Raw genomic sequence first — 18,618 nt, 5'->3', positions numbered from 1 at the left:
GTTAGTGTTATTATTGAGTAAAAAAGTAGGGGAGGGATTTCATTGCTTGATATTTTTGGATCATTCGAAAAAGATTTTAATGAAAAAAGAGAAAGTTATGATGAATACAAACAATCTCAACAATATCAATCTGCAATCTCTTATACGAACAATTTAATTCATGATTTCAATCAAACTCTATTACTATGTCAATTTGTTTCTACAAGGGATGGTGAGTACTTTAAAAAGTCCATTTTATTTTGGAGTCTCCTTGAAATAATAGATTCTTTGGAAAGTATAAGAGAAAGCGTGATAAATGGTCATATCAATCCAGCTAAAAGAGAGCTTAGATATTTATTGGAAACAATGATTAAATACTTATACACTGACCAACAGTGCCAGTCAGATTGGTTATCACTTGATGAAAGGATAGCGTATTTCAAGAAAGAGGTTCCAAGATCATCGATTTCACCAGTTGATGATCTAGAAGGGGTACACGATGATTTTGTCGAGGATGTTAAACAAGTGTATGGTGTATTGTCCTCCTATACACATCCTTCTTTTGTACAAATTAAAGAGTATTTAATTAGAGAAACACAGGACAGAAGTTTTGCATTTGAGACACATATTGAGATCAATTCATTTAATAAAATATTATTTAGAAGTCTTGATTTGTTCTTGTATTTAGCATTTAAGGAGATGGTACCTGCTTCATTAGGAGATCTTTTTATTTACTTTATAGATGATATGCCAAAATGGAAATTCAAACAGGGTAAATACTCTATGTTAATGTCTAAACTATTTGATTATAAACTTGAAAGGAAACAGAAAAGAGCACAACAAGAAAGTTGAATTAAAAAGGACAGGGACTTAACTTCCCGTCCTTTTTATGTGAAGTTTAAAATTAAAGAAATAAATGAAGCAGTTTTACAAGAATATGTGAATAGACTAGTTAGAGAAAGAAACCTTTCAGCTGCAACAATCCGAACGGCTTATGGCATTGTAGCAGAGATTTTGAAGAAAGTTTCTAAACAAAGCACGTTCAATTATAACGTTGTAAATGATGTCAGTAGACCATTAGACAATAAGATTGTTCGGTCTTGGGATGAAGAGGACATAAGAGCGTTCCTGAATGCCCGAAATGTTTTATTGAATCTAACCAGGCATTACATTGGACTTGAAATTCAGATTCAAACAGGAATTAGAATGGGAGAAGTATTAGGGCTAGGGTGGAGAGACGTTAATTTTGAAGCAAAGACTATAACAATTCGTCAGACTTTGGCCAAGATAAATGAAAAAGGATCATACGGTTTAGTTCCTGAAGTTAAAACACTTACATCTTATAGAACAATAAGTATCCCAGAAATGCTCTGTGAGAGTTTGAAAAATCACAAAGCAATGATTGAAAAGGAGAAGCGAATTGTAGGAAACGATTATAAGAACTACGATTTAATTGTATGCTCTAAAACAGGGAACTGGGTACATCCTAATAATTATAGGAGATCATTTAATGTAACAAGAGATGCATTGAATTTACCTAAACTTCGCTGCCATGATTTAAGACATACACATGCTACCTTTTTGATTGGGATTCTAAAGTTTAACCCCAGAATCGTTCAGGAAAGATTGGGGCACGCACGAATTACAACAACACTAAACATATACTCATGTTCTTCCTGCAATGGACGCTGAAGTGTCTAAAAAAACCTAGATCAATCGTTTGGCAAGGTGTGAAATTGGTGTGACTTCATGATTAATGTCTGGAGTAATCACTTATGGGACAAGACTTTGACCTGTCTTTTCTTCCACGAAGACTGCATGAACATCATCATGAATGACTTGATTGAGTTAATGGACCCGCGCTACATCGAAGTATGGGGCAAATTCACGCTAAGAGGCGGCATTTCCATTGACCCGTACACAAACTACGGAAAGCCTGGCACGAAGTATGAAAAAATGGCCGAATACCGTATGATGAACCATGATTTGTATCCGGAGACGACGTTAAAGGTACAAGATGTCCTTACATAGACGTGGGTAACACTACGTCTATTTTTTGTTTTTTAAAGCATCTTAGTTACTCGTTCTACACATCCTGATTATATAAAAAAGACGAGCGAATCCGGGGGGAATTCCACTCGCCGCTTTCTAATGAAAAGACGGGATGCTGGATGGCAGCTCGTCTGTTTTATTATAATTTAACGAACGTATGTTTGTAAAGGTGTCTTTTCTAAAGAAATGGTGAACATAACGATCAGAACAGATTTATTGTGAACGTTCGTTAAGGTATGCTAAGATGCATGAACCGTAAAGGAGCTGATAAGAAGTGAAGACACTGCGATTAAACAATGTAACATTAGAAATAGCAGCATATCAAGAAGAAAACGAGCCGAAGCGCAAAATTGCATGTACCCTAAACGTTACGAGTGAGACTTACCATGATATCGCCGTCCTGTTGTATGAAAAAACGTTTAATGTCGAGGTTCCGGAACGCGATCTTGCTTTCCGAGGTGAAATGACAAATTATTCAACGGCATTGACCAACCTGTACGAACCAGGGGCCGTCAGCGAGTTCTATATAGAAATAACGGAAATAGACCAAAACGCCGATTCATAAATCGGTGTTTTTTTATGTAAAAAAGCTGCCGGCCGGCAGCTTTTGAGAAAGCGAATTTCATATGTAAGGTGTTTAATTGTCCGTCTTGCAGTTTTTTTGAATCAATGTGGAAATAAGGAGGTTTTAATAGGAGTCTCTGATGATCTTATAATTTTTATGATTAACAACTGTCAATGAATCTAACTCAAGATCCCGATAGTTATCCATGATCGTCACATCAACGATAACAGAATTCTCATTTACTTTTTCAACAACACCGGTTAATCCGTTTTTAAATTCAATGACATTTCCAACCTTAGCGATTTTCACAAGCTTCCTCTCCTTTTAACATAATAATGCCTTTTGAAAGTATTTTGCAGTATTTTTATTGAGAAGTAAAGCGATAAGGAGTTTTATCTCCCTTATGAATTGTCCTGTCGCATTAAAGATGATATATTGATTTTCGTCAATAGAAAGAAAAGGGGGAATTTTCGTTGCATCCCGAAGAGATCACAGAAATGATTGAACAGCTGCGCACCGGCGCCATAAACGAACTGAGAGTCCAAAAAGAGCATTTCCTTGATTTCAGGGCTGTGTTATCTAAACAAGATGATTTTAAACATTTCCGAGGAATTGCCCAGCAAGGCGGAGATGTCATATTTCAATACTTAGAACAGCCAAGAAGCTGAAGGTTTCTCATATGTGAGAAGCCTTTTTATCATATATGACAGAATACAAGCCTTTTATTACATCCGTCTGTAACAGATGTAAATAAAATGTAAAGTGTTATAAATGGATAAACATGTATCAATTTGACAAGATTTATAGAATTTCAGGCTGTTTTTCTGCCAGTAAGCAGTGAGTCATCCTCTTTATTCCATCCTGATGCCTCCTTGGGAGAGTTGGAAAATCTTTTTCCGTGAAAATGAATGGATCTCTTGTTAAGGTAATGAAGTGTTTTTTTGAGCACTTTAAGGAGGAAATTGTATGACAACGAAATTCACTGCTCTGGCTGTTTTTCTTCTTTGTTTCATGCCTGCAGCCAAAATTGAGCATACACAAGCTTCACTACTGAGCGCAAAGAAGACAAAACATGAAGAAGCGAAATGGCTTACACATATAGATCGAAATACGAATGAATCTTTCCCTTCACTGTCTGCTGATAAGGACAAGAAAATAAAACCGATTAAGCTATCAGCACACACTGAAAAGAAAGAGAAAGATAAACCGGACAAAACAAATGATGAGAAAGAAACATATACACAGTCTGAAAAAGAGTTGCTGTCCCGTCTCGTTCACGCAGAGGCCAAAGGAGAATCATATAAAGGCAAAGTCGCTGTAGCAAGCGTTGTACTGAACAGAACGGAGAAAAAAGGTTTTCCTGATACGATTAGAGGAGTTATCTATCAGAAAAACGCCTTTGAACCGGTCGCAAACGGCAGCATTAATCAAAAGCCTGACAAAGAATCGATTGAAGCTGCCGAAGAAGCACTGTCCTCAAAAAATAGAGAAACAGATGCCATCTTCTTTTATAATCCGAAAACAGCGTCAGATAATTGGATTCGTTCAAGAAAAATCGTCGAAAAAATCGGCAGACACGTTTTTGCCGTCTAAGCATAGAAGAGACAATAGGTCTCAACTGTGCTTTTTTTCATATAAAGAGTAAAAATAAAATAATTTTTGAACTTGTCTCATATGATGTTGGTAGTACAAGAGACAAGGAGAGACATCATGAATCGATTTGTGAAAGGGATCATTCTTCTATCCATTGCCGCCTTTTTCGCTGAATGCCTTGAATTTGTCGTAAATATGATTTTGGCACGAGAGCTTGGCGAGCATGGGATGGGGCTTTACATGAGTATTTTGCCCACGATCTTTTTAATTATTGTCATCGCGAGCCTGGAACTGCCGATATCCATTTCTAAATTCATTGCCGAGTCAAATCCTAAGCTTCATGAAAGCATGCTAAGGCACGCTTTTAGAATGACAGCCATTTTCACCGCTTTTTCTACTGCCGCCGCTAGTATTGCGCTTCCGTTTATTCCGGTATTTGATACATACCACCCGTTTATTAAAGGAATTGTCATCGGCTTAATTCCTGTTGTCGCCTTTACTTCGATCGCCAGAGGCTACTTTATGGGTGTGCAGAAAATGGGGAAAATCGCAATTGCCAATGTGCTGAAAAAAATCATCCAGCTCTTGTGCTTATTCATCTTTTTTCAATGGTACTCATTTGAATTGGACATGGCTGTGCTGATTTCCTTGTTTGTTTTAGTCGTGAGTGATGTGGTCGTGCTTGTTTATTTATATTCACAATTTATTATGGCAAGGCGTGCGGTATCCGGCCAGCAGCACATTCATTTGCGCGGAAAGGATGTAAGAAAAAGGCTGCTTGCCGTTTCAATTCCTACTACAGGATTGCGCATTTTTCATGCCGTTGTCAACGCAATTGAACCCTTTTTAGTGAAAGGAGCGCTTTTGGCTGCGGGCGTTGCCGGGACAGCGGCGATCGATCAATACGGAATGCTGGCTGGAGTGGCTGTGACGATAGGTTCGTTCCCTGCATTTATTGCCCATTCGTTAATGGTTGTCATGATACCAAGTATTTCGGAAGCTTATGCACTTTCACAGTATGACATCGTGTTAAAAAGGCTGAAGCAGTCGATTTTCATTACATTAGGTTACGGTATACCGGCTGTCTGGATCATGTTCCAGTTTGCGGGACCACTCACACATTTGTTTTTTCACTCTCCTGAAGCGCAGTATTACTTGCAGCTGTTGTGGCCTTACTTTCTCTTTCATCTGTTTGTCATGCCGCTGCAGGCATGCTTAATTGGAATGGGCTTTGTGAAAGAGGCTTTTTATCACAATGTGTGGAGCCATATCGTTGCGCTGAGTATGATGTATGTACTGGGGTCAATGGAGAATCTGCAAATGCTCGGGATTATCCTCGGGATGAACACTGGCATGATTCTTTTGACGAGCCTGCACTATGCCACGATCTGCAAAGCGCTGCAAGTATCTGTATTGCTTACGGGAGGGAACAGAGCGCCGCGAATTGAAGGATGATAAAGGAACAGCAGGGGCAAGCTAATTGAAAAGCATGAAAGGAAGATTCCATGTTGACGAAGCGCTTGCTTACTATATACATTGTGTTATTAGGGTTGATTGCATGGTTTCCAGGTTCGGCACAAGCCGAGGGAAAACAGCCTGCTGTTCCCGCTGTTTTTCTTATGAAAACGATAGAAGGGGAGGACATCTCGATTCCGAATAAAGGGCAAAAAACAATTCTCCATTTTTGGACATCATGGTGTCCGCCCTGCAAAAAGGAGCTTCCACAGTTTCAGTCGTTTTATGATGCCCATCCATCCGACAGCTTAAAGCTGGTCACGGTGAATTTAGTGAATTCGGAACAAAATCAGCAAGCCGTTGAAGACTTTATTAAAGCAAACAAGCTGACGTTTCCGATTGTCCTTGACTCAAAAGGGGAATTGATGAAGGAGTATCATATCATCACGATCCCAACATCATTTTTGCTGAATGAAAAGGGAGAAATTGAAAAAACAAAAATTGGCCCGATGACGGCGGAACAACTGAAGGAATGGACGGAAGAATAGCTGAGAGTATAGACTCTCAGCTTTTTTCATATAGAGAAGAAGTGAATAAACATTAATGATAATTATTATCAAGAAGAAATTAAAATAATTATAATTGAAATTCTCTTCTTGCGTGCTATAATAAAGGAAGACATCAAGAAATAACTGACGATAAAGCTGCCTTTTGGGCGGCGATTTTGTTTTTTATAAGAGAAATGAAGATGATTTACGTTCTCAATTAGAGAGGAGAATTCGATATGAATGAACAAGTTATCGTTCAACGCGATCCGCACGAGCCATTAAAAACAGACAAGAGAGAAAAAAACTGGGCGCAGCACGCAGAGCTTATTGCAGCACTTGTATCAGGCGCCCTTATCTTGGCTGGCTGGCTCTTATCCGGCCATCAAGTATTATCCATAACACTTTTCTTGTTGGCTTTTGTGATCGGCGGATTCGCTAAAGCAAAGGAAGGAATCGAAGAAACGCTCGAATCCAAAACGCTGAATGTAGAACTTTTAATGATTTTCGCTGCTATTGGCTCCGCCTTGATTGGATACTGGGCAGAGGGCGCTATTTTAATATTTATTTTTTCCTTAAGCGGAGCTTTAGAAACATACACAATGAATAAAAGCAGCAGAGATTTAACGTCTTTAATGCAGCTTGAGCCTGAAGAAGCGACATTGATGGTCAATGGTGAAACCAAAAGAGTTCCGGTTTCAGACTTGCAGGCCGGTGATATGATTGTGATCAAACCTGGAGAACGCGTAGCGGCAGACGGTATCATTGAATCGGGCTCGACAAGTCTTGACGAGTCGGCTTTAACAGGTGAATCAATGCCTGTAGAAAAAAACAGAGGCGACGCTGTATTCACAGGAACGGTGAATCGCAATGGCTCCTTGACTGTCCGTGTCACGAAAGCAAATGAAGATTCGTTATTCAGAAAAATTATCAAACTGGTTGAATCAGCGCAAAATAGTGTTTCACCCGCGCAGGCTTTCATCGAACGATTTGAAAATGCTTATGTGAAAGGTGTGCTAATTGCGGTGGCGCTCCTTTTATTCGTCCCGCACTTTGCGCTGGGCTGGAGCTGGAGTGAAACCTTCTACCGCGCAATGGTGTTTATGGTTGTCGCGTCACCTTGTGCGCTTGTCGCCTCTATTATGCCGGCGGCGTTGTCCCTGATTTCAAATGGCGCCCGTAACGGTATGCTTGTGAAAGGAAGCGTCTTTCTTGAACAGCTGGGCTCTGTGCAAATGATCGCCTTTGATAAAACCGGTACTGTAACAAAAGGCCAGCCTGCCGTTGAGACGATCAGAATAGCAGAAGGGTTCAAAGAAGCGGAAGTTCTTGAGGCTGTCTATGCCATCGAAACGCAATCAAGCCATCCGCTCGCCCAAGCCATAACGTTGTACGCTGAAAGCCGCGGCGTAAATCAGTCCGGCTACATATCTATAGAAGAAACATCAGGGTTTGGCGTTATGGCAGAAGTGTCGGGCGCGAAATGGAAGGTCGGTAAAGCAGGTTTTATCGGCGAGGAAATGGCGGCGCAATTTATGAAACAGACAGCATCAGATATCATTCAAAGCGGCCATACGATTGTATTTGTGAAAAAGGATGATCAAATAGCGGGCTGTATTGCACTGAAGGACCAAATTAGGCCTGAAGCAAAAGAGGTCATGGAGGAACTGAACCGACTTGGGATTAAAACGGCCATGCTGACAGGAGATCACGTGGACACGGCTCAAGCGATTGCCAAGGAAGCCGGCATGACAACTGTTGCGGCAGAATGCCTGCCTGACCAAAAAGTGAATGAAATCAAACGATTAAAAGAAGAATTCGGAACAATTGCAATGGTTGGTGACGGAATCAATGATGCGCCGGCGCTCAAAGCGGCGGATGTCGGCATTGCGATGGGCGGCGGAACAGATGTAGCACTTGAGACTGCTGATATGGTCCTCATGAAAAACGACTTGAAAAAGCTCGTAAACATGTGCCGCTTGTCACGGAAAATGAACAGGATCATCAAACAAAATATCGTGTTTTCTCTAGCTGTGATCTGTCTGCTGATTTGTGCAAACTTTTTGCAGGTGATGGAATTGCCATTTGGCGTGATTGGTCATGAGGGAAGTACGATTTTGGTCATACTAAACGGATTAAGACTCCTAAAATAAAACCAGCAGCCCCATCAGGCTGCTGGTTTTTTATGTATCAAGCTTTCCCTTCATTTTTGTCTTTGGCAGATCTTTTCGTAACCAGGATGAGAGCGAGGATGCAGCAAAGGAAGCCCGCTGCACAGCCTATAATTGAGCTGTAATAATAAAAGCCCACCATCTTCATTCCGATAAAAGGAGCGGAAATTCCCAAAATCGTTAAGAGCATAACTGCTTTTCGCCTGAAAAAATTCATCAGCAAACGGAACAACCCCCTGCGATTGAACGTTACTGTCAGTATACAGGAAGCGAAGCAGGAAATAAAATGCATCGGAAAATGAAGGCTTTGTGAAAGGCAAACATCTGCAAAACCTGATACAATGAAGGGTAGAACAATGCATTGCAAATGGCGGGGAGGAACAAGAAGTGAATAGAATACAACGCGTCTCTTCATGGCTGAAGGAAGCGGGGCATACTGCCGCATTTATTCATACGAAAGAAAATGTTTTTTACTTAACCGGTTTTTACACAGAGCCGCATGAAAGATTAATGGGGTTATTTATTTTTCAAGAAGAGGAGCCTTTCTTTATTTGTCCAGGAATGGAAGCAGGACAGGCCCGCAACGCAGGCTGGAATTATGAAATCATTGGCTATGCGGATCACGAAAATCCGTGGGAGCTGATAGAGAAAGCCTTGAAAAAGCGAAATATCAGCATACATACGCTTGCGGTAGAAAAGGATTCCATCTCGCTATCACGCGCTGAACAGCTGAAGCATTCGACGGGCGGGGCTCAATTTGTTTCAGCAGAAGAAACACTCAACCAATTTCGCCTGATTAAAGACGACAATGAAGTTCGTTTGCTGAAAGAGGCGGCAAAGCTTGCGGATTACGGTGTTGAAGTCGGTACAGCCGCTTTGCGTGAAGGCATTAGTGAAGTGGAAGTGCTCGCTCAAATTGAGTATGAGCTGAAGAAAAAAGGAATTCAGGGCATGTCTTTTTCGACAATGGTTTTGTTCGGAGAAAAATCAGGCCAGCCTCACGGAAATCCTGGTACAGCCACGTTAAAGAAAGGTGATTTTGTTTTATTTGATCTCGGTGTTATTCTTGACGGCTATTGCTCTGATATTACAAGAACGTTTGCATACAAAACCATCAACCCGAAGCAGGAGGCGATTTACGAGACTGTGCTTCAAGCGGAAAAAGCCGCGATTGAGGCAAGCAAACCCGGTGTCAGAATCGGAGATCTGGATTTGACAGCCCGCGGAATCATCGAAAAAGCGGGATACGGCGATTATTTTCCTCACCGTCTTGGACACGGACTCGGAATTTCTGTCCATGAGTACCCATCAATGAGTCAGGATAACGATACGCTTCTGCAGGAAGGCATGGTCTACACGATCGAACCGGGAATTTATGTGCCTGAAATCGGCGGCGTGCGCATTGAGGATGACGTTCATGTAACTAAGGACGGGGCAGTTGCCCTGACACAATATCCGAAGGAATTAATCATACTGCCGTAACAGGAAGTAAAAAAGGACTTTGTTCGAGACATCGTCCTTTTTTATCTGCATTAAATAAAAAAATCATCAAAAGTTCGAAATGGTTTAATTTCATGTTTTTGGTTGAGAGGTTTTACAGCAAGACAGCTGCCGCCGAGAACAGTGAGACATAATCCAATTAAAATGAAAAAACCCATGTGATCTTCTCCTTTCAGCAAAAAACATAAAATATGTCTGGTACGTTCCTATCATATTGTATGAAACGCATTCCAGATCAAGGGATTTAGAAAGAAGGGAATCTATGGCTAATATTAAAGACATTGCAGAAAAAGCCGGTGTCTCCGTTACAACGGTTTCCCGGGTGATAAACAATCATCCGTACGTTAGTGAAGACAAAAGAAAAAGAGTGCTTGAAGCGATGGAGGCATTGGAGTACACGAGAAATATTCACGCTGTCCATTTGTCGAAAGGATTTTCAAACATGATTGGTGTTGTCTTGCCGACGGTTAGCCTGCCATATTTTGCAGAGCTGATTGCAGGAATAGCTGACGCAGCCGTGGAATCCGGGATTCACCTCTCTTTATTTCAAACAAACTATGAGGTCCAAAAAGAAATCTTTGCGCTGTCTCAATTAAAACAGCGACAGGTTGATGGTTTGATTTTTTGTTCAAAGGCACTTGCTGATGAGAAACTCATGGAATGGGAGGGCCCGATATTGCTATGCCAGAATTCAGATATTGGCCGTTTCCCAACCATCAGCATTCCACACCAAGAAGCATTCCGGAACGGCTTGGACTATTTAATTGCCAAAGGGCACAAAAAAATAGCGATCTGTTTGGCAAGAAAAAAAGGCATGAACAGCCATTTTCGAATCAAAGCCTATAAAGAAGCATTGGAAGAGATCGGGGAGGCATTTCGTGAAGACTGGGTAGTTGAGAAAGCGATTACAATCAATGATGGGAAGGCGCTTTTTCATAAATGGAAAACGTGGAAGGAAAAGCCGACGGCTATTTTTGTTGCCAATGACCAAGTTTCAGCAGGACTTTTTCTTGAAGCAAAGAATCAGCGGGTATCAGTACCGGATGAGCTTGCGATCTTAAGTGTTGATAACCACGAAATCAGCCAAGCGCTTGGAATCACAACGATCGATATTCAAACAAAGGAAATGGGAAAACAGGCATTTGCCATGCTGGAAAAAAGAATTCAAGGGCAGCCGATTGAAAGGAAGGTTTTGGATTACCAACTCATCGAAAGATCGACTGTTTAGTGAAAGCATCGAAAAAAGGTTTGACGTGCATTCCGTTCGTTATGTACGATATGAGGTATTGAATGATAAAGGAGCTGAGGATCGTGAATGGGTCCTTCACAGTGAAAAAGGTACTGAATAATAATGTATTAATTGCTTCTCATCATAAATACAGCGAAGTCGTTTTAATCGGAAAAGGTATTGGTTTCGGAAAAAAACAAGATGATGTCATTGAAGATAAAGGCTACGATAAAATGTTCATTTTAAAAGACGAGAAGGAACAAAAGCAGTTTAAAAAGCTCCTTGACTATGTTGATGAAAAGCTCGTTGATATTTCGAACGATGTCATCTATCACATCAGCAATAGGACTAATCACTCATTAAATGAACATATTCATATTGCGCTGACAGACCATATCGCATTTGCGATCAAAAGGCAGCAGCAGGGATTTGATATGAAGAATCCATTTTTAATGGAGACTCAGTCACTATACCCTGAGGAGTACCAAATAGCTAAAGAAGTCATAGAGATGATCAATGAAAAAGCGGGAATCTGCCTTCCTGAAGGGGAGATTGGTTTTATCGCTTTGCATATCCATTCAGCGCTGACAAACCGCCCGTTGTCTGAGGTCAATCAGCACTCGCAGCTCATGGCGCAGCTTGTCGAAGTGATTGAAGACTCATTTCAAATGAAAGTAAATAAGGAAAGTGTCAACTATTTGCGGCTGATCAGGCATATCAGATTTACAATAGAAAGAATTAAAAAAGAAGAACCGACTAAAGAACCAGAAAAATTAATGTTCTTATTGAAAAATGAATATCCGCTATGCTACAATACAGCTTGGAAATTGATTAAAATCTTGCAGCAAACATTGAAGAAACCAGTTCATGAGGCGGAAGCGGTTTACCTAACGCTTCATCTGTACCGATTAACCAATAAAATTTCATAAATTCAGTTTAACCTTATAACGTGTTACTGATCCGATCAGGCATGAGTGATTGAGGGGAAAAAACGGGAAGTTATTCTCGTTCTTTTGCGCACCCAATTTTGCTCATGCCCTTTTTGTTGTGTAAAAGGGCAAATGTAAACGGTTAAACTGGAAGACTTACGCCTGTGAATTCGTTGTCATGATTTTTAGCTGTAAGGTCAGACTAGTAAAAAGAGGAGGTCAATTCTTATGTTTAAAGCATTATTCGGCGTTCTTCAAAAAATTGGGCGTGCGCTTATGCTTCCAGTTGCGATCCTTCCGGCTGCGGGTATTTTGCTTGCGATTGGGAATGCGATGCAAAATAAGGACATGATTCAAGTCCTGCATTTCTTAAGCAATGACAATGTTCAGCTCGTAGCGAGTGTTATGGAAAGCGCTGGGCAAATTGTTTTCGATAACCTTCCGCTTCTATTCGCAGTCGGTGTAGCCATCGGGCTTGCCAACGGTGATGGAGTTGCAGGGATCGCGGCGATTATCGGTTATCTGGTAATGAACGTATCCATGAGTGCGGTTCTTCTTGCAAACGGAACCATTCCTTCCGATTCAATTGAAAGAGCCAAGTTCTTCACGGAAAACCATCCTGCATATGTAAACATGCTTGGTATACCTACCTTGGCGACAGGTGTGTTCGGCGGTATTATCGTCGGTGTGTTAGCTGCACTATTGTTTAACAAATTTTACACAATTGAACTTCCGCAATACCTTGGTTTCTTTGCGGGTAAACGTTTCGTTCCAATTGTTACGTCAATTTCTGCACTGATTCTGGGTCTTATTATGTTAGTGATCTGGCCTCCGATCCAGCATGGATTGAATGCCTTTTCAACAGGATTAGTGGAAGCGAATCCAACCCTTGCTGCGTTTATCTTCGGGGTGATTGAACGTTCGCTTATTCCATTCGGTTTGCACCATATTTTCTATTCGCCGTTCTGGTACGAATTCTTCAGCTATAAGAGTGCAGCAGGAGAAATCATCCGCGGGGATCAGCGTATCTTTATGGCGCAGATTAAAGACGGCGTACAGTTAACAGCAGGTACGTTCATGACAGGTAAATATCCGTTTATGATGTTCGGTCTGCCTGCTGCGGCGCTTGCCATTTATCATGAAGCAAAGCCGCAAAACAAAAAACTCGTTGCAGGTATTATGGGTTCAGCAGCCTTGACATCCTTCTTAACAGGGATTACAGAGCCATTGGAATTTTCATTCTTATTCGTTGCACCAGTCCTGTTTGCGATTCACTGTGTGTTTGCGGGGCTTTCATTCATGGTCATGCAGCTGTTGAATGTTAAGATTGGTATGACATTCTCCGGCGGTTTAATTGACTACTTCCTATTCGGTATTTTACCGAACCGAACGGCATGGTGGCTTGTCATTCCTGTCGGCTTAGGGTTAGCGGTCATTTACTACTTTGGATTCCGATTTGCCATCCGCAAATTCAATCTGAAAACACCTGGACGCGAGGATGCTGCGGAAGAAACAGCAGCAACTGGGAAAACAGGTGAAGCAGGAGATCTTCCTTATGAGATCCTGCAGGCAATGGGTGACCAGGAAAACATCAAACACCTTGATGCTTGTATCACTCGTCTCCGTGTGACTGTAAACGATCAGAAAAAGGTTGATAAAGACCGTCTGAAACAGCTTGGTGCTTCTGGAGTGCTGGAAGTCGGCAACAATATTCAGGCTATTTTCGGACCGCGTTCTGACGGGTTAAAAACACAAATGCAAGACATTATTGCGGGACGCAAGCCTAGACCTGAACCGAAAACATCTGCTCAAGAGGAAGTAGGCCAGCAGGTTGAGGAAGTGATTGCAGAACCGCTGCAAAATGAAATCGGCGAGGAAGTTTTCGTTTCTCCGATTGCCGGGGAAATTCACCCGATTACAGATGTTCCTGACCAAGTCTTCTCAGGAAAAATGATGGGTGACGGTTTTGCGATTCTCCCTTCTGAAGGAATTGTCGTATCACCGGTTCGAGGAAAAATTCTAAATGTGTTCCCGACAAAACATGCGATCGGCCTGCAATCCGACGGCGGAAGAGAAATTTTGATCCACTTTGGTATTGATACTGTCAGCCTGAAGGGCGAAGGATTTACGCCTTTCGTATCAGAAGGAGACCGCGTTGAGCCTGGACAAAAACTTCTTGAAGTTGATCTGGACGCAGTCAAACCGAATGTACCATCTCTTATGACACCGATTGTATTTACAAACCTTGCTGACGGAGAAACAGTCAGCATTAAAGCAAGCGGTTCAGTCAACAGAGAACAAGACGATATTGTGAAGATTGAAAAATAAGGGTGTTAGTACGCCGTGCTTGTCAGATGACAAGTACGGTTGTATGATATAATATTGTGAAGTAATATAGCTTTAAGTTAAAAGGAGAATGATAAAAATGGCACAAAAAACATTTAAAGTAACTGCAGATTCTGGAATCCACGCTCGTCCTGCGACAGTTCTTGTACAAACTGCTAGCAAATACGACGCTGACGTTAATTTAGAATATAACGGCAAAACAGTTAACCTTAAATCTATCATGGGTGTTATGTCTCTAGGTATCGCTAAAGGCGCTGAGATCACAATCTCTGCTAGTGGAGCTGACGAAAACGATGCTCTTAACGCTTTAGAAGAAACAATGAAAAGCGAAGGACTCGGCGAGTAATGCAAGAGTTAAAAGGGATTGGCGCTTCAGCCGGCATCGCGATTGCAAAAGCGTACCGGCTTGAAGAGCCAGATTTAACGGTTGAAAAGAAAAGCATCTCTGATTCTGAAGCGGAAGTAAGCCGTTTTGATGAAGCGATTGCACGTTCAAAAGAAGAGCTCGAAAAAATCAAAGAGCACGCTTTGAAGGAACTGGGTCAGGATAAAGCTGATATTTTTTCTGCGCACCTTTTAGTTCTCAGTGACCCTGAGCTTCTGAACCCTGTGAAAGAAAAAATCAGCACTGATTCAGTTAACGCTGAATTCGCTTTAAAAGAAACGTCTTCTATGTTCGTTACCATGTTTGAATCTATGGACAACGAATATATGAAAGAGCGTGCGGCAGATATCCGCGATGTAACAAAACGCGTAACTGGCCACCTGCTTGGCGTCGAAATTCCAAACCCAAGCATGATCTCAGAAGAGGTTATTATTGTAGCTGAAGACTTAACACCGTCTGACACAGCTCAATTAAACCGTGAGTTCGTAAAAGGATTCACAACTGATATTGGCGGACGCACATCTCACTCCGCCATCATGGCGCGTTCTCTTGAGATTCCAGCAGTTGTTGGAACGAAAGCGGCTACAGGCACGATCCAAAACGGCGTGACTGTTATCGTTGACGGTATCAATGGTGATGTCATTATTGACCCATCTGCTGAAACTGTAAAAGAGTATGAAGAAAAACATAATGCTTATTTGGCTCAAAAGGCTGAGTGGGCGAAGCTTGTCAATGAACCGACTGTCTCAAAAGACGGACATCATGTAGAGCTCGCAGCGAACATCGGTACTCCTGATGATGTAAAAGGCGTTCTTGAAAACGGCGGCGAAGCAGTTGGCCTTTACCGTACAGAATTCCTTTACATGGGAAGAGATCAGCTGCCTACAGAAGATGAGCAGTTTGATGCTTACAAAACGGTTCTTGAGCGTATGGAAGGAAAATCAGTTGTCGTGCGGACACTTGATATCGGCGGAGACAAAGAGCTTCCTTACCTGCAGCTTCCTAAAGAAATGAACCCGTTCTTGGGATACAGAGCGATTCGCCTTTGCCTGGAAGAGCAAGAAATCTTCAGAACACAGCTTCGCGCGCTGCTTCGTGCAAGTACATACGGAAACTTGAAAATCATGTTCCCTATGATTGCGACAGTTAACGAATTCAAAGAAGCAAAAGCGATCCTTCTTGAAGAGAAAGAAAAGCTCGTAAAAGCGGGACAGGCTGTATCTGATGATATTGAAGTCGGTATGATGGTTGAAATTCCGTCAACTGCAGTCATCGCTGATCAGTTTGCTAAAGAGGTTGATTTCTTCAGTATCGGAACAAACGATTTGATCCAATACACAATGGCAGCTGACCGTATGAATGAACGTGTATCTTACCTGTATCAGCCATACAACCCGGCTATCCTTCGCCTGATTACACTTGTAATTGAAGCGGCACATAAAGAAGGAAAATGGGTTGGCATGTGCGGAGAAATGGCAGGAGACGAGATTGCGATTCCGATCCTTCTTGGCTTAGGCTTAGATGAGTTCTCAATGAGCGCAACGTCTATCCTTCCGGCAAGAACACAAATCAGCAAATTGTCTAAACAAGAAGCTGAGTCATTCAAAGAGAAAATCTTATCTATGAGCACGACAGAAGAAGTTGTCGCGTTCGTAAAAGAAACTTTCAAATAATGTACAAAAACCAGACGGCCTCCGGCCTGTCTGGTTTTTTTCATAAGTAAGGGTATAGAAGGACACAATAACATGGCTAGGAGGGATAGTATGTCAAACCAATTTAACGCAGGAGATACTGTTTATGTGATCTACAGAAATCCGCACGCCGCCAATGTTGCTCACATCAAGGAAGCCGAAATTGTGCACCACCCATACCATGAAGGCGAGCTTTCTCTGTTTATTTATGAAACCTACCATCCGTTTGCAGAGGACGACGCTGTGTTTGCAAGCTATGAAGAAGCTAAATCACTTTACAAAGAACTATTTGATATTGATCCGTATGAGTAACAAGGAAATCATTACAACTCATATCCTTTCCGTCTGGTGAGAAAAGTAACAGTAGTAAAGGAAAAGGATGTGGCATCATGCAGAACCCATTTGTTCCGCAGCTTGTGTATATAGAACCAAGAGCGCTGGAATATCCGCTGGCTCAAGAATTACAAGATAAGTTTGAGAAAATGGGCATTGAAATCAGAGAAACGACATCCCACAATCAGGTGCGTAATATTCCTGGGAAAAATCATCTTCAGCAATATCGCAATGCGAAATCAACTTTAGTTATCGGTGTTCGGAAAACATTAAAGTTTGATTCATCCAAACCCTCAGCCGAATATGCCATCCCGTTTGCAACAGGCTGCATGGGGCACTGCCATTACTGCTACCTGCAAACAACCATGGGATCAAAGCCATATATCAGAACCTATGTAAACGTCGAAGAGATTTTGGATCAGGCGGATAAGTATATGAAAGAGCGCGCGCCAGAGTTCACAAGGTTCGAAGCCTCTTGTACCTCAGATATCGTAGGGATTGATCATCTGACACACACGCTGAAGCGCGCCATTGAACATTTTGGTCAAAGTGATCTCGGTAAGCTTAGATTTGTAACGAAATTTCATCATGTCGATCACCTATTAGATGCAAAGCATAACGGGAAAACGAGATTCAGGTTCAGCATTAATGCCGACTATGTGATTAAAAACTTTGAGCCGGGAACATCACCTCTTGATAAGCGGATAGAAGCGGCTGTTAAAGTTGCAAAAGCAGGATACCCGCTAGGCTTTATTGTTGCACCGATTTATATTCATGAAGGCTGGGAAGAAGGGTACAAACATCTATTTGAAAAGCTTGATGCTGCTTTGCCGCAGGATGTTAGACATGATATTACGTTTGAATTAATTCAGCACCGTTTTACAAAACCGGCCAAACGAGTGATAGAGAAGAATTATCCGAAAACGAAGCTTGAATTAGATGAGGAAAAGCGCCGTTATAAATGGGGCCGTTACGGGATCGGAAAATATATATATCAGAAAGATGAAGAGCACGCACTTCGAGAAGCGCTTGAATCCTATATTGATGCTTATTTCCCTAATGCGAAAATCGAATATTTCACTTAACCGGGCTGTTGTGATGAACAGCTCGCTTTTTTATAGAAAGGATTTTTCCATTCCATCAAAACGCCGTAATTCAATGATTCTGTATCCTCTAAATAATTATTGACTACACAAATAGGTGAACGCCCGCAACGGAGGAGAAAGGACAGCACAGGGTCGTTTTTTCTGCCTTCCATCACATCTTCAACGTACTGAACAGCGCTGATCTCGTGTGCGTATTTATGATATAAAGGAAGGCGTCCGCCTCCGAGAAGGCGCTCCAGCCTTTTATCAACAGTAAGCTCATACATCGTATTCATCAGCCATTTTCCGATTCCAAGCTTTCGATAACGTGGAGAAACAGAAATATCCACTACATATAAGGTATTTCCATGAGGGTCATGATTCTTAATTGATCCGTTGTCTGTTGCTTGCGCCCAGGTATGGTCAGGAGATTCATGCTCAAATTGTACAATAAGAGCCGTCATGGAACCAATAATTCTGCCATTGATGAGCGCGCATAAAGCGCCTTCCGGAAAGGTTTTGATATGACTGTCAAGCTGATCCTCAGACCACAGCATTTCTTGGGGAAATGGGGGAGGGAAACATTCTCTTTGAAGAGAAATCAGCCCCTTGATGTCAGTCTCATTGTAGTTTCTGATGGTTAGAGCTTCAAATTTTCTTCCGTTATGCACATATATTTGTTTCAGTATGATCATCACTCTCCTTATGTTGTTTTATTATAACGAAGATTGAATTTTCAGTAAATATATTCCGATATTCTT

19 protein-coding genes and 1 pseudogene are annotated in these 18,618 nt (G+C 41.7%); 17 read left to right on the top strand and 3 right to left on the bottom strand.

Features of this window, described 5'->3' with window-relative positions; genetic code table 11:
- Positions 1 to 42 precede the first annotated feature (42 nt).
- The 4 genes and pseudogenes from ACQXR1_RS10565 to ACQXR1_RS10550 all read left to right on the top strand — a co-directional run bounded on the left by ACQXR1_RS10565 (position 43) and on the right by ACQXR1_RS10550 (position 2,596).
- A complete protein-coding gene (locus ACQXR1_RS10565; protein ID WP_430772080.1) occupies positions 43 to 831 on the top strand; it encodes a hypothetical protein in 789 nt (262 codons plus the stop codon).
- Between the two features lie 39 nt (positions 832 to 870).
- Positions 871 to 1,671: a tyrosine-type recombinase/integrase gene (locus ACQXR1_RS10560; RefSeq protein ID WP_430772078.1), complete on the top strand. Its 801-nt coding sequence runs from the start codon at positions 871 to 873 to the stop codon at positions 1,669 to 1,671.
- Between the two features lie 111 nt (positions 1,672 to 1,782).
- Positions 1,783 to 2,010 (top strand): annotated as a pseudogene (locus ACQXR1_RS10555) (hypothetical protein); the annotation flags it as partial.
- A 295-nt stretch (positions 2,011 to 2,305) separates the two neighbouring features.
- Complete coding sequence (locus ACQXR1_RS10550; protein ID WP_430772077.1) at positions 2,306 to 2,596, top strand: DUF3219 family protein; 291 nt, start codon at positions 2,306 to 2,308, stop codon at positions 2,594 to 2,596.
- Positions 2,597 to 2,719: 123 nt separating this feature from the next.
- On the opposite strand, the gene ACQXR1_RS10545 is transcribed toward ACQXR1_RS10550, so the two are convergent.
- Positions 2,720 to 2,905 carry a YkvS family protein gene (locus tag ACQXR1_RS10545; RefSeq protein ID WP_003232446.1) on the bottom strand — a complete coding sequence of 62 codons (186 nt, stop codon included), beginning with the start codon at positions 2,903 to 2,905 and terminating at the stop codon, positions 2,720 to 2,722.
- 164 nt (positions 2,906 to 3,069) lie between these two features.
- On the opposite strand from ACQXR1_RS10545, the gene ACQXR1_RS10540 reads away from it, so the two are divergent.
- The 5 genes from ACQXR1_RS10540 to pfeT all read left to right on the top strand — a co-directional run bounded on the left by ACQXR1_RS10540 (position 3,070) and on the right by pfeT (position 8,342).
- Positions 3,070 to 3,264 (top strand): hypothetical protein, encoded by a 195-nt coding sequence (locus ACQXR1_RS10540; protein WP_014663763.1) that lies wholly within the window; start codon positions 3,070 to 3,072, stop codon positions 3,262 to 3,264.
- 298 nt (positions 3,265 to 3,562) lie between these two features.
- Positions 3,563 to 4,189, top strand: coding sequence for a cell wall hydrolase (locus ACQXR1_RS10535; RefSeq protein WP_003232442.1), 627 nt, complete (start codon positions 3,563 to 3,565; stop codon positions 4,187 to 4,189).
- 117 nt (positions 4,190 to 4,306) lie between these two features.
- On the top strand, positions 4,307 to 5,644 hold the full coding sequence (gene ykvU / locus ACQXR1_RS10530; protein ID WP_014663764.1) for a sporulation protein YkvU: 1,338 nt from the start codon (positions 4,307 to 4,309) through the stop codon (positions 5,642 to 5,644).
- 50 nt (positions 5,645 to 5,694) lie between these two features.
- Positions 5,695 to 6,192 (top strand): sporulation thiol-disulfide oxidoreductase StoA, encoded by a 498-nt coding sequence (gene stoA, locus ACQXR1_RS10525; protein ID WP_430772075.1) that lies wholly within the window; start codon positions 5,695 to 5,697, stop codon positions 6,190 to 6,192.
- 236 nt (positions 6,193 to 6,428) lie between these two features.
- Entirely contained in the window at positions 6,429 to 8,342 is a 1,914-nt protein-coding gene (pfeT, locus tag ACQXR1_RS10520; protein ID WP_430772073.1) for a metal-transporting ATPase PfeT, read from the top strand.
- A gap of 37 nt (positions 8,343 to 8,379) precedes the next feature.
- On the opposite strand, the gene ACQXR1_RS10515 is transcribed toward pfeT, so the two are convergent.
- Positions 8,380 to 8,583 carry a hypothetical protein gene (locus tag ACQXR1_RS10515; protein WP_014663767.1) on the bottom strand — a complete coding sequence of 68 codons (204 nt, stop codon included), beginning with the start codon at positions 8,581 to 8,583 and terminating at the stop codon, positions 8,380 to 8,382.
- Positions 8,584 to 8,747: 164 nt separating this feature from the next.
- On the opposite strand from ACQXR1_RS10515, the gene papB reads away from it, so the two are divergent.
- The 8 genes from papB (at position 8,748) to splB (ending at position 17,857) form a co-directional block, all read left to right on the top strand.
- Positions 8,748 to 9,842, top strand: coding sequence for a di/tri-peptidase (gene papB, locus ACQXR1_RS10510; RefSeq protein ID WP_430772072.1), 1,095 nt, complete (start codon positions 8,748 to 8,750; stop codon positions 9,840 to 9,842).
- A 280-nt stretch (positions 9,843 to 10,122) separates the two neighbouring features.
- The gene (locus ACQXR1_RS10505) at positions 10,123 to 11,088 is read left to right on the top strand and encodes a LacI family DNA-binding transcriptional regulator (protein WP_147771835.1); all 966 of its coding nucleotides are present in this window, start codon (positions 10,123 to 10,125) and stop codon (positions 11,086 to 11,088) included.
- 62 nt (positions 11,089 to 11,150) lie between these two features.
- Positions 11,151 to 12,017: a glucose PTS transporter transcription antiterminator GlcT gene (gene glcT, locus ACQXR1_RS10500; protein WP_243571898.1), complete on the top strand. Its 867-nt coding sequence runs from the start codon at positions 11,151 to 11,153 to the stop codon at positions 12,015 to 12,017.
- Positions 12,018 to 12,245: 228 nt separating this feature from the next.
- Positions 12,246 to 14,345, top strand: coding sequence for a PTS glucose transporter subunit IIABC (gene ptsG / locus ACQXR1_RS10495; protein ID WP_430772070.1), 2,100 nt, complete (start codon positions 12,246 to 12,248; stop codon positions 14,343 to 14,345).
- A gap of 97 nt (positions 14,346 to 14,442) precedes the next feature.
- Positions 14,443 to 14,709 carry a phosphocarrier protein HPr gene (locus tag ACQXR1_RS10490; protein ID WP_003154654.1) on the top strand — a complete coding sequence of 89 codons (267 nt, stop codon included), beginning with the start codon at positions 14,443 to 14,445 and terminating at the stop codon, positions 14,707 to 14,709.
- The gene (gene ptsP / locus ACQXR1_RS10485) at positions 14,709 to 16,421 is read left to right on the top strand and encodes a phosphoenolpyruvate--protein phosphotransferase (RefSeq protein ID WP_014663773.1); all 1,713 of its coding nucleotides are present in this window, start codon (positions 14,709 to 14,711) and stop codon (positions 16,419 to 16,421) included. The genes ACQXR1_RS10490 and ptsP overlap by 1 nt, the downstream gene beginning before the upstream one ends.
- Before the next feature lie 90 nt (positions 16,422 to 16,511).
- Positions 16,512 to 16,751 carry a splAB operon transcriptional regulator SplA gene (gene splA / locus ACQXR1_RS10480; protein ID WP_003218644.1) on the top strand — a complete coding sequence of 80 codons (240 nt, stop codon included), beginning with the start codon at positions 16,512 to 16,514 and terminating at the stop codon, positions 16,749 to 16,751.
- Between the two features lie 77 nt (positions 16,752 to 16,828).
- On the top strand, positions 16,829 to 17,857 hold the full coding sequence (gene splB / locus ACQXR1_RS10475; protein WP_014663774.1) for a spore photoproduct lyase: 1,029 nt from the start codon (positions 16,829 to 16,831) through the stop codon (positions 17,855 to 17,857).
- On the opposite strand, the gene ACQXR1_RS10470 is transcribed toward splB, so the two are convergent.
- Positions 17,854 to 18,552: a GNAT family N-acetyltransferase gene (locus ACQXR1_RS10470; protein WP_430772086.1), complete on the bottom strand. Its 699-nt coding sequence runs from the start codon at positions 18,550 to 18,552 to the stop codon at positions 17,854 to 17,856. The genes splB and ACQXR1_RS10470 overlap by 4 nt on opposite strands.
- Between the last annotated feature and the right edge of the window lie 66 nt (positions 18,553 to 18,618).

This window comes from Bacillus sp. ATD, assembly GCF_050585765.1.
GTDB classification, from domain to species: Bacteria; Bacillota; Bacilli; order Bacillales; family Bacillaceae; genus Bacillus; species Bacillus stercoris.
The sequence above is the reverse complement of the archived record's forward strand: the minus strand, read 5'-3'. Positions and strand labels throughout refer to the sequence as shown.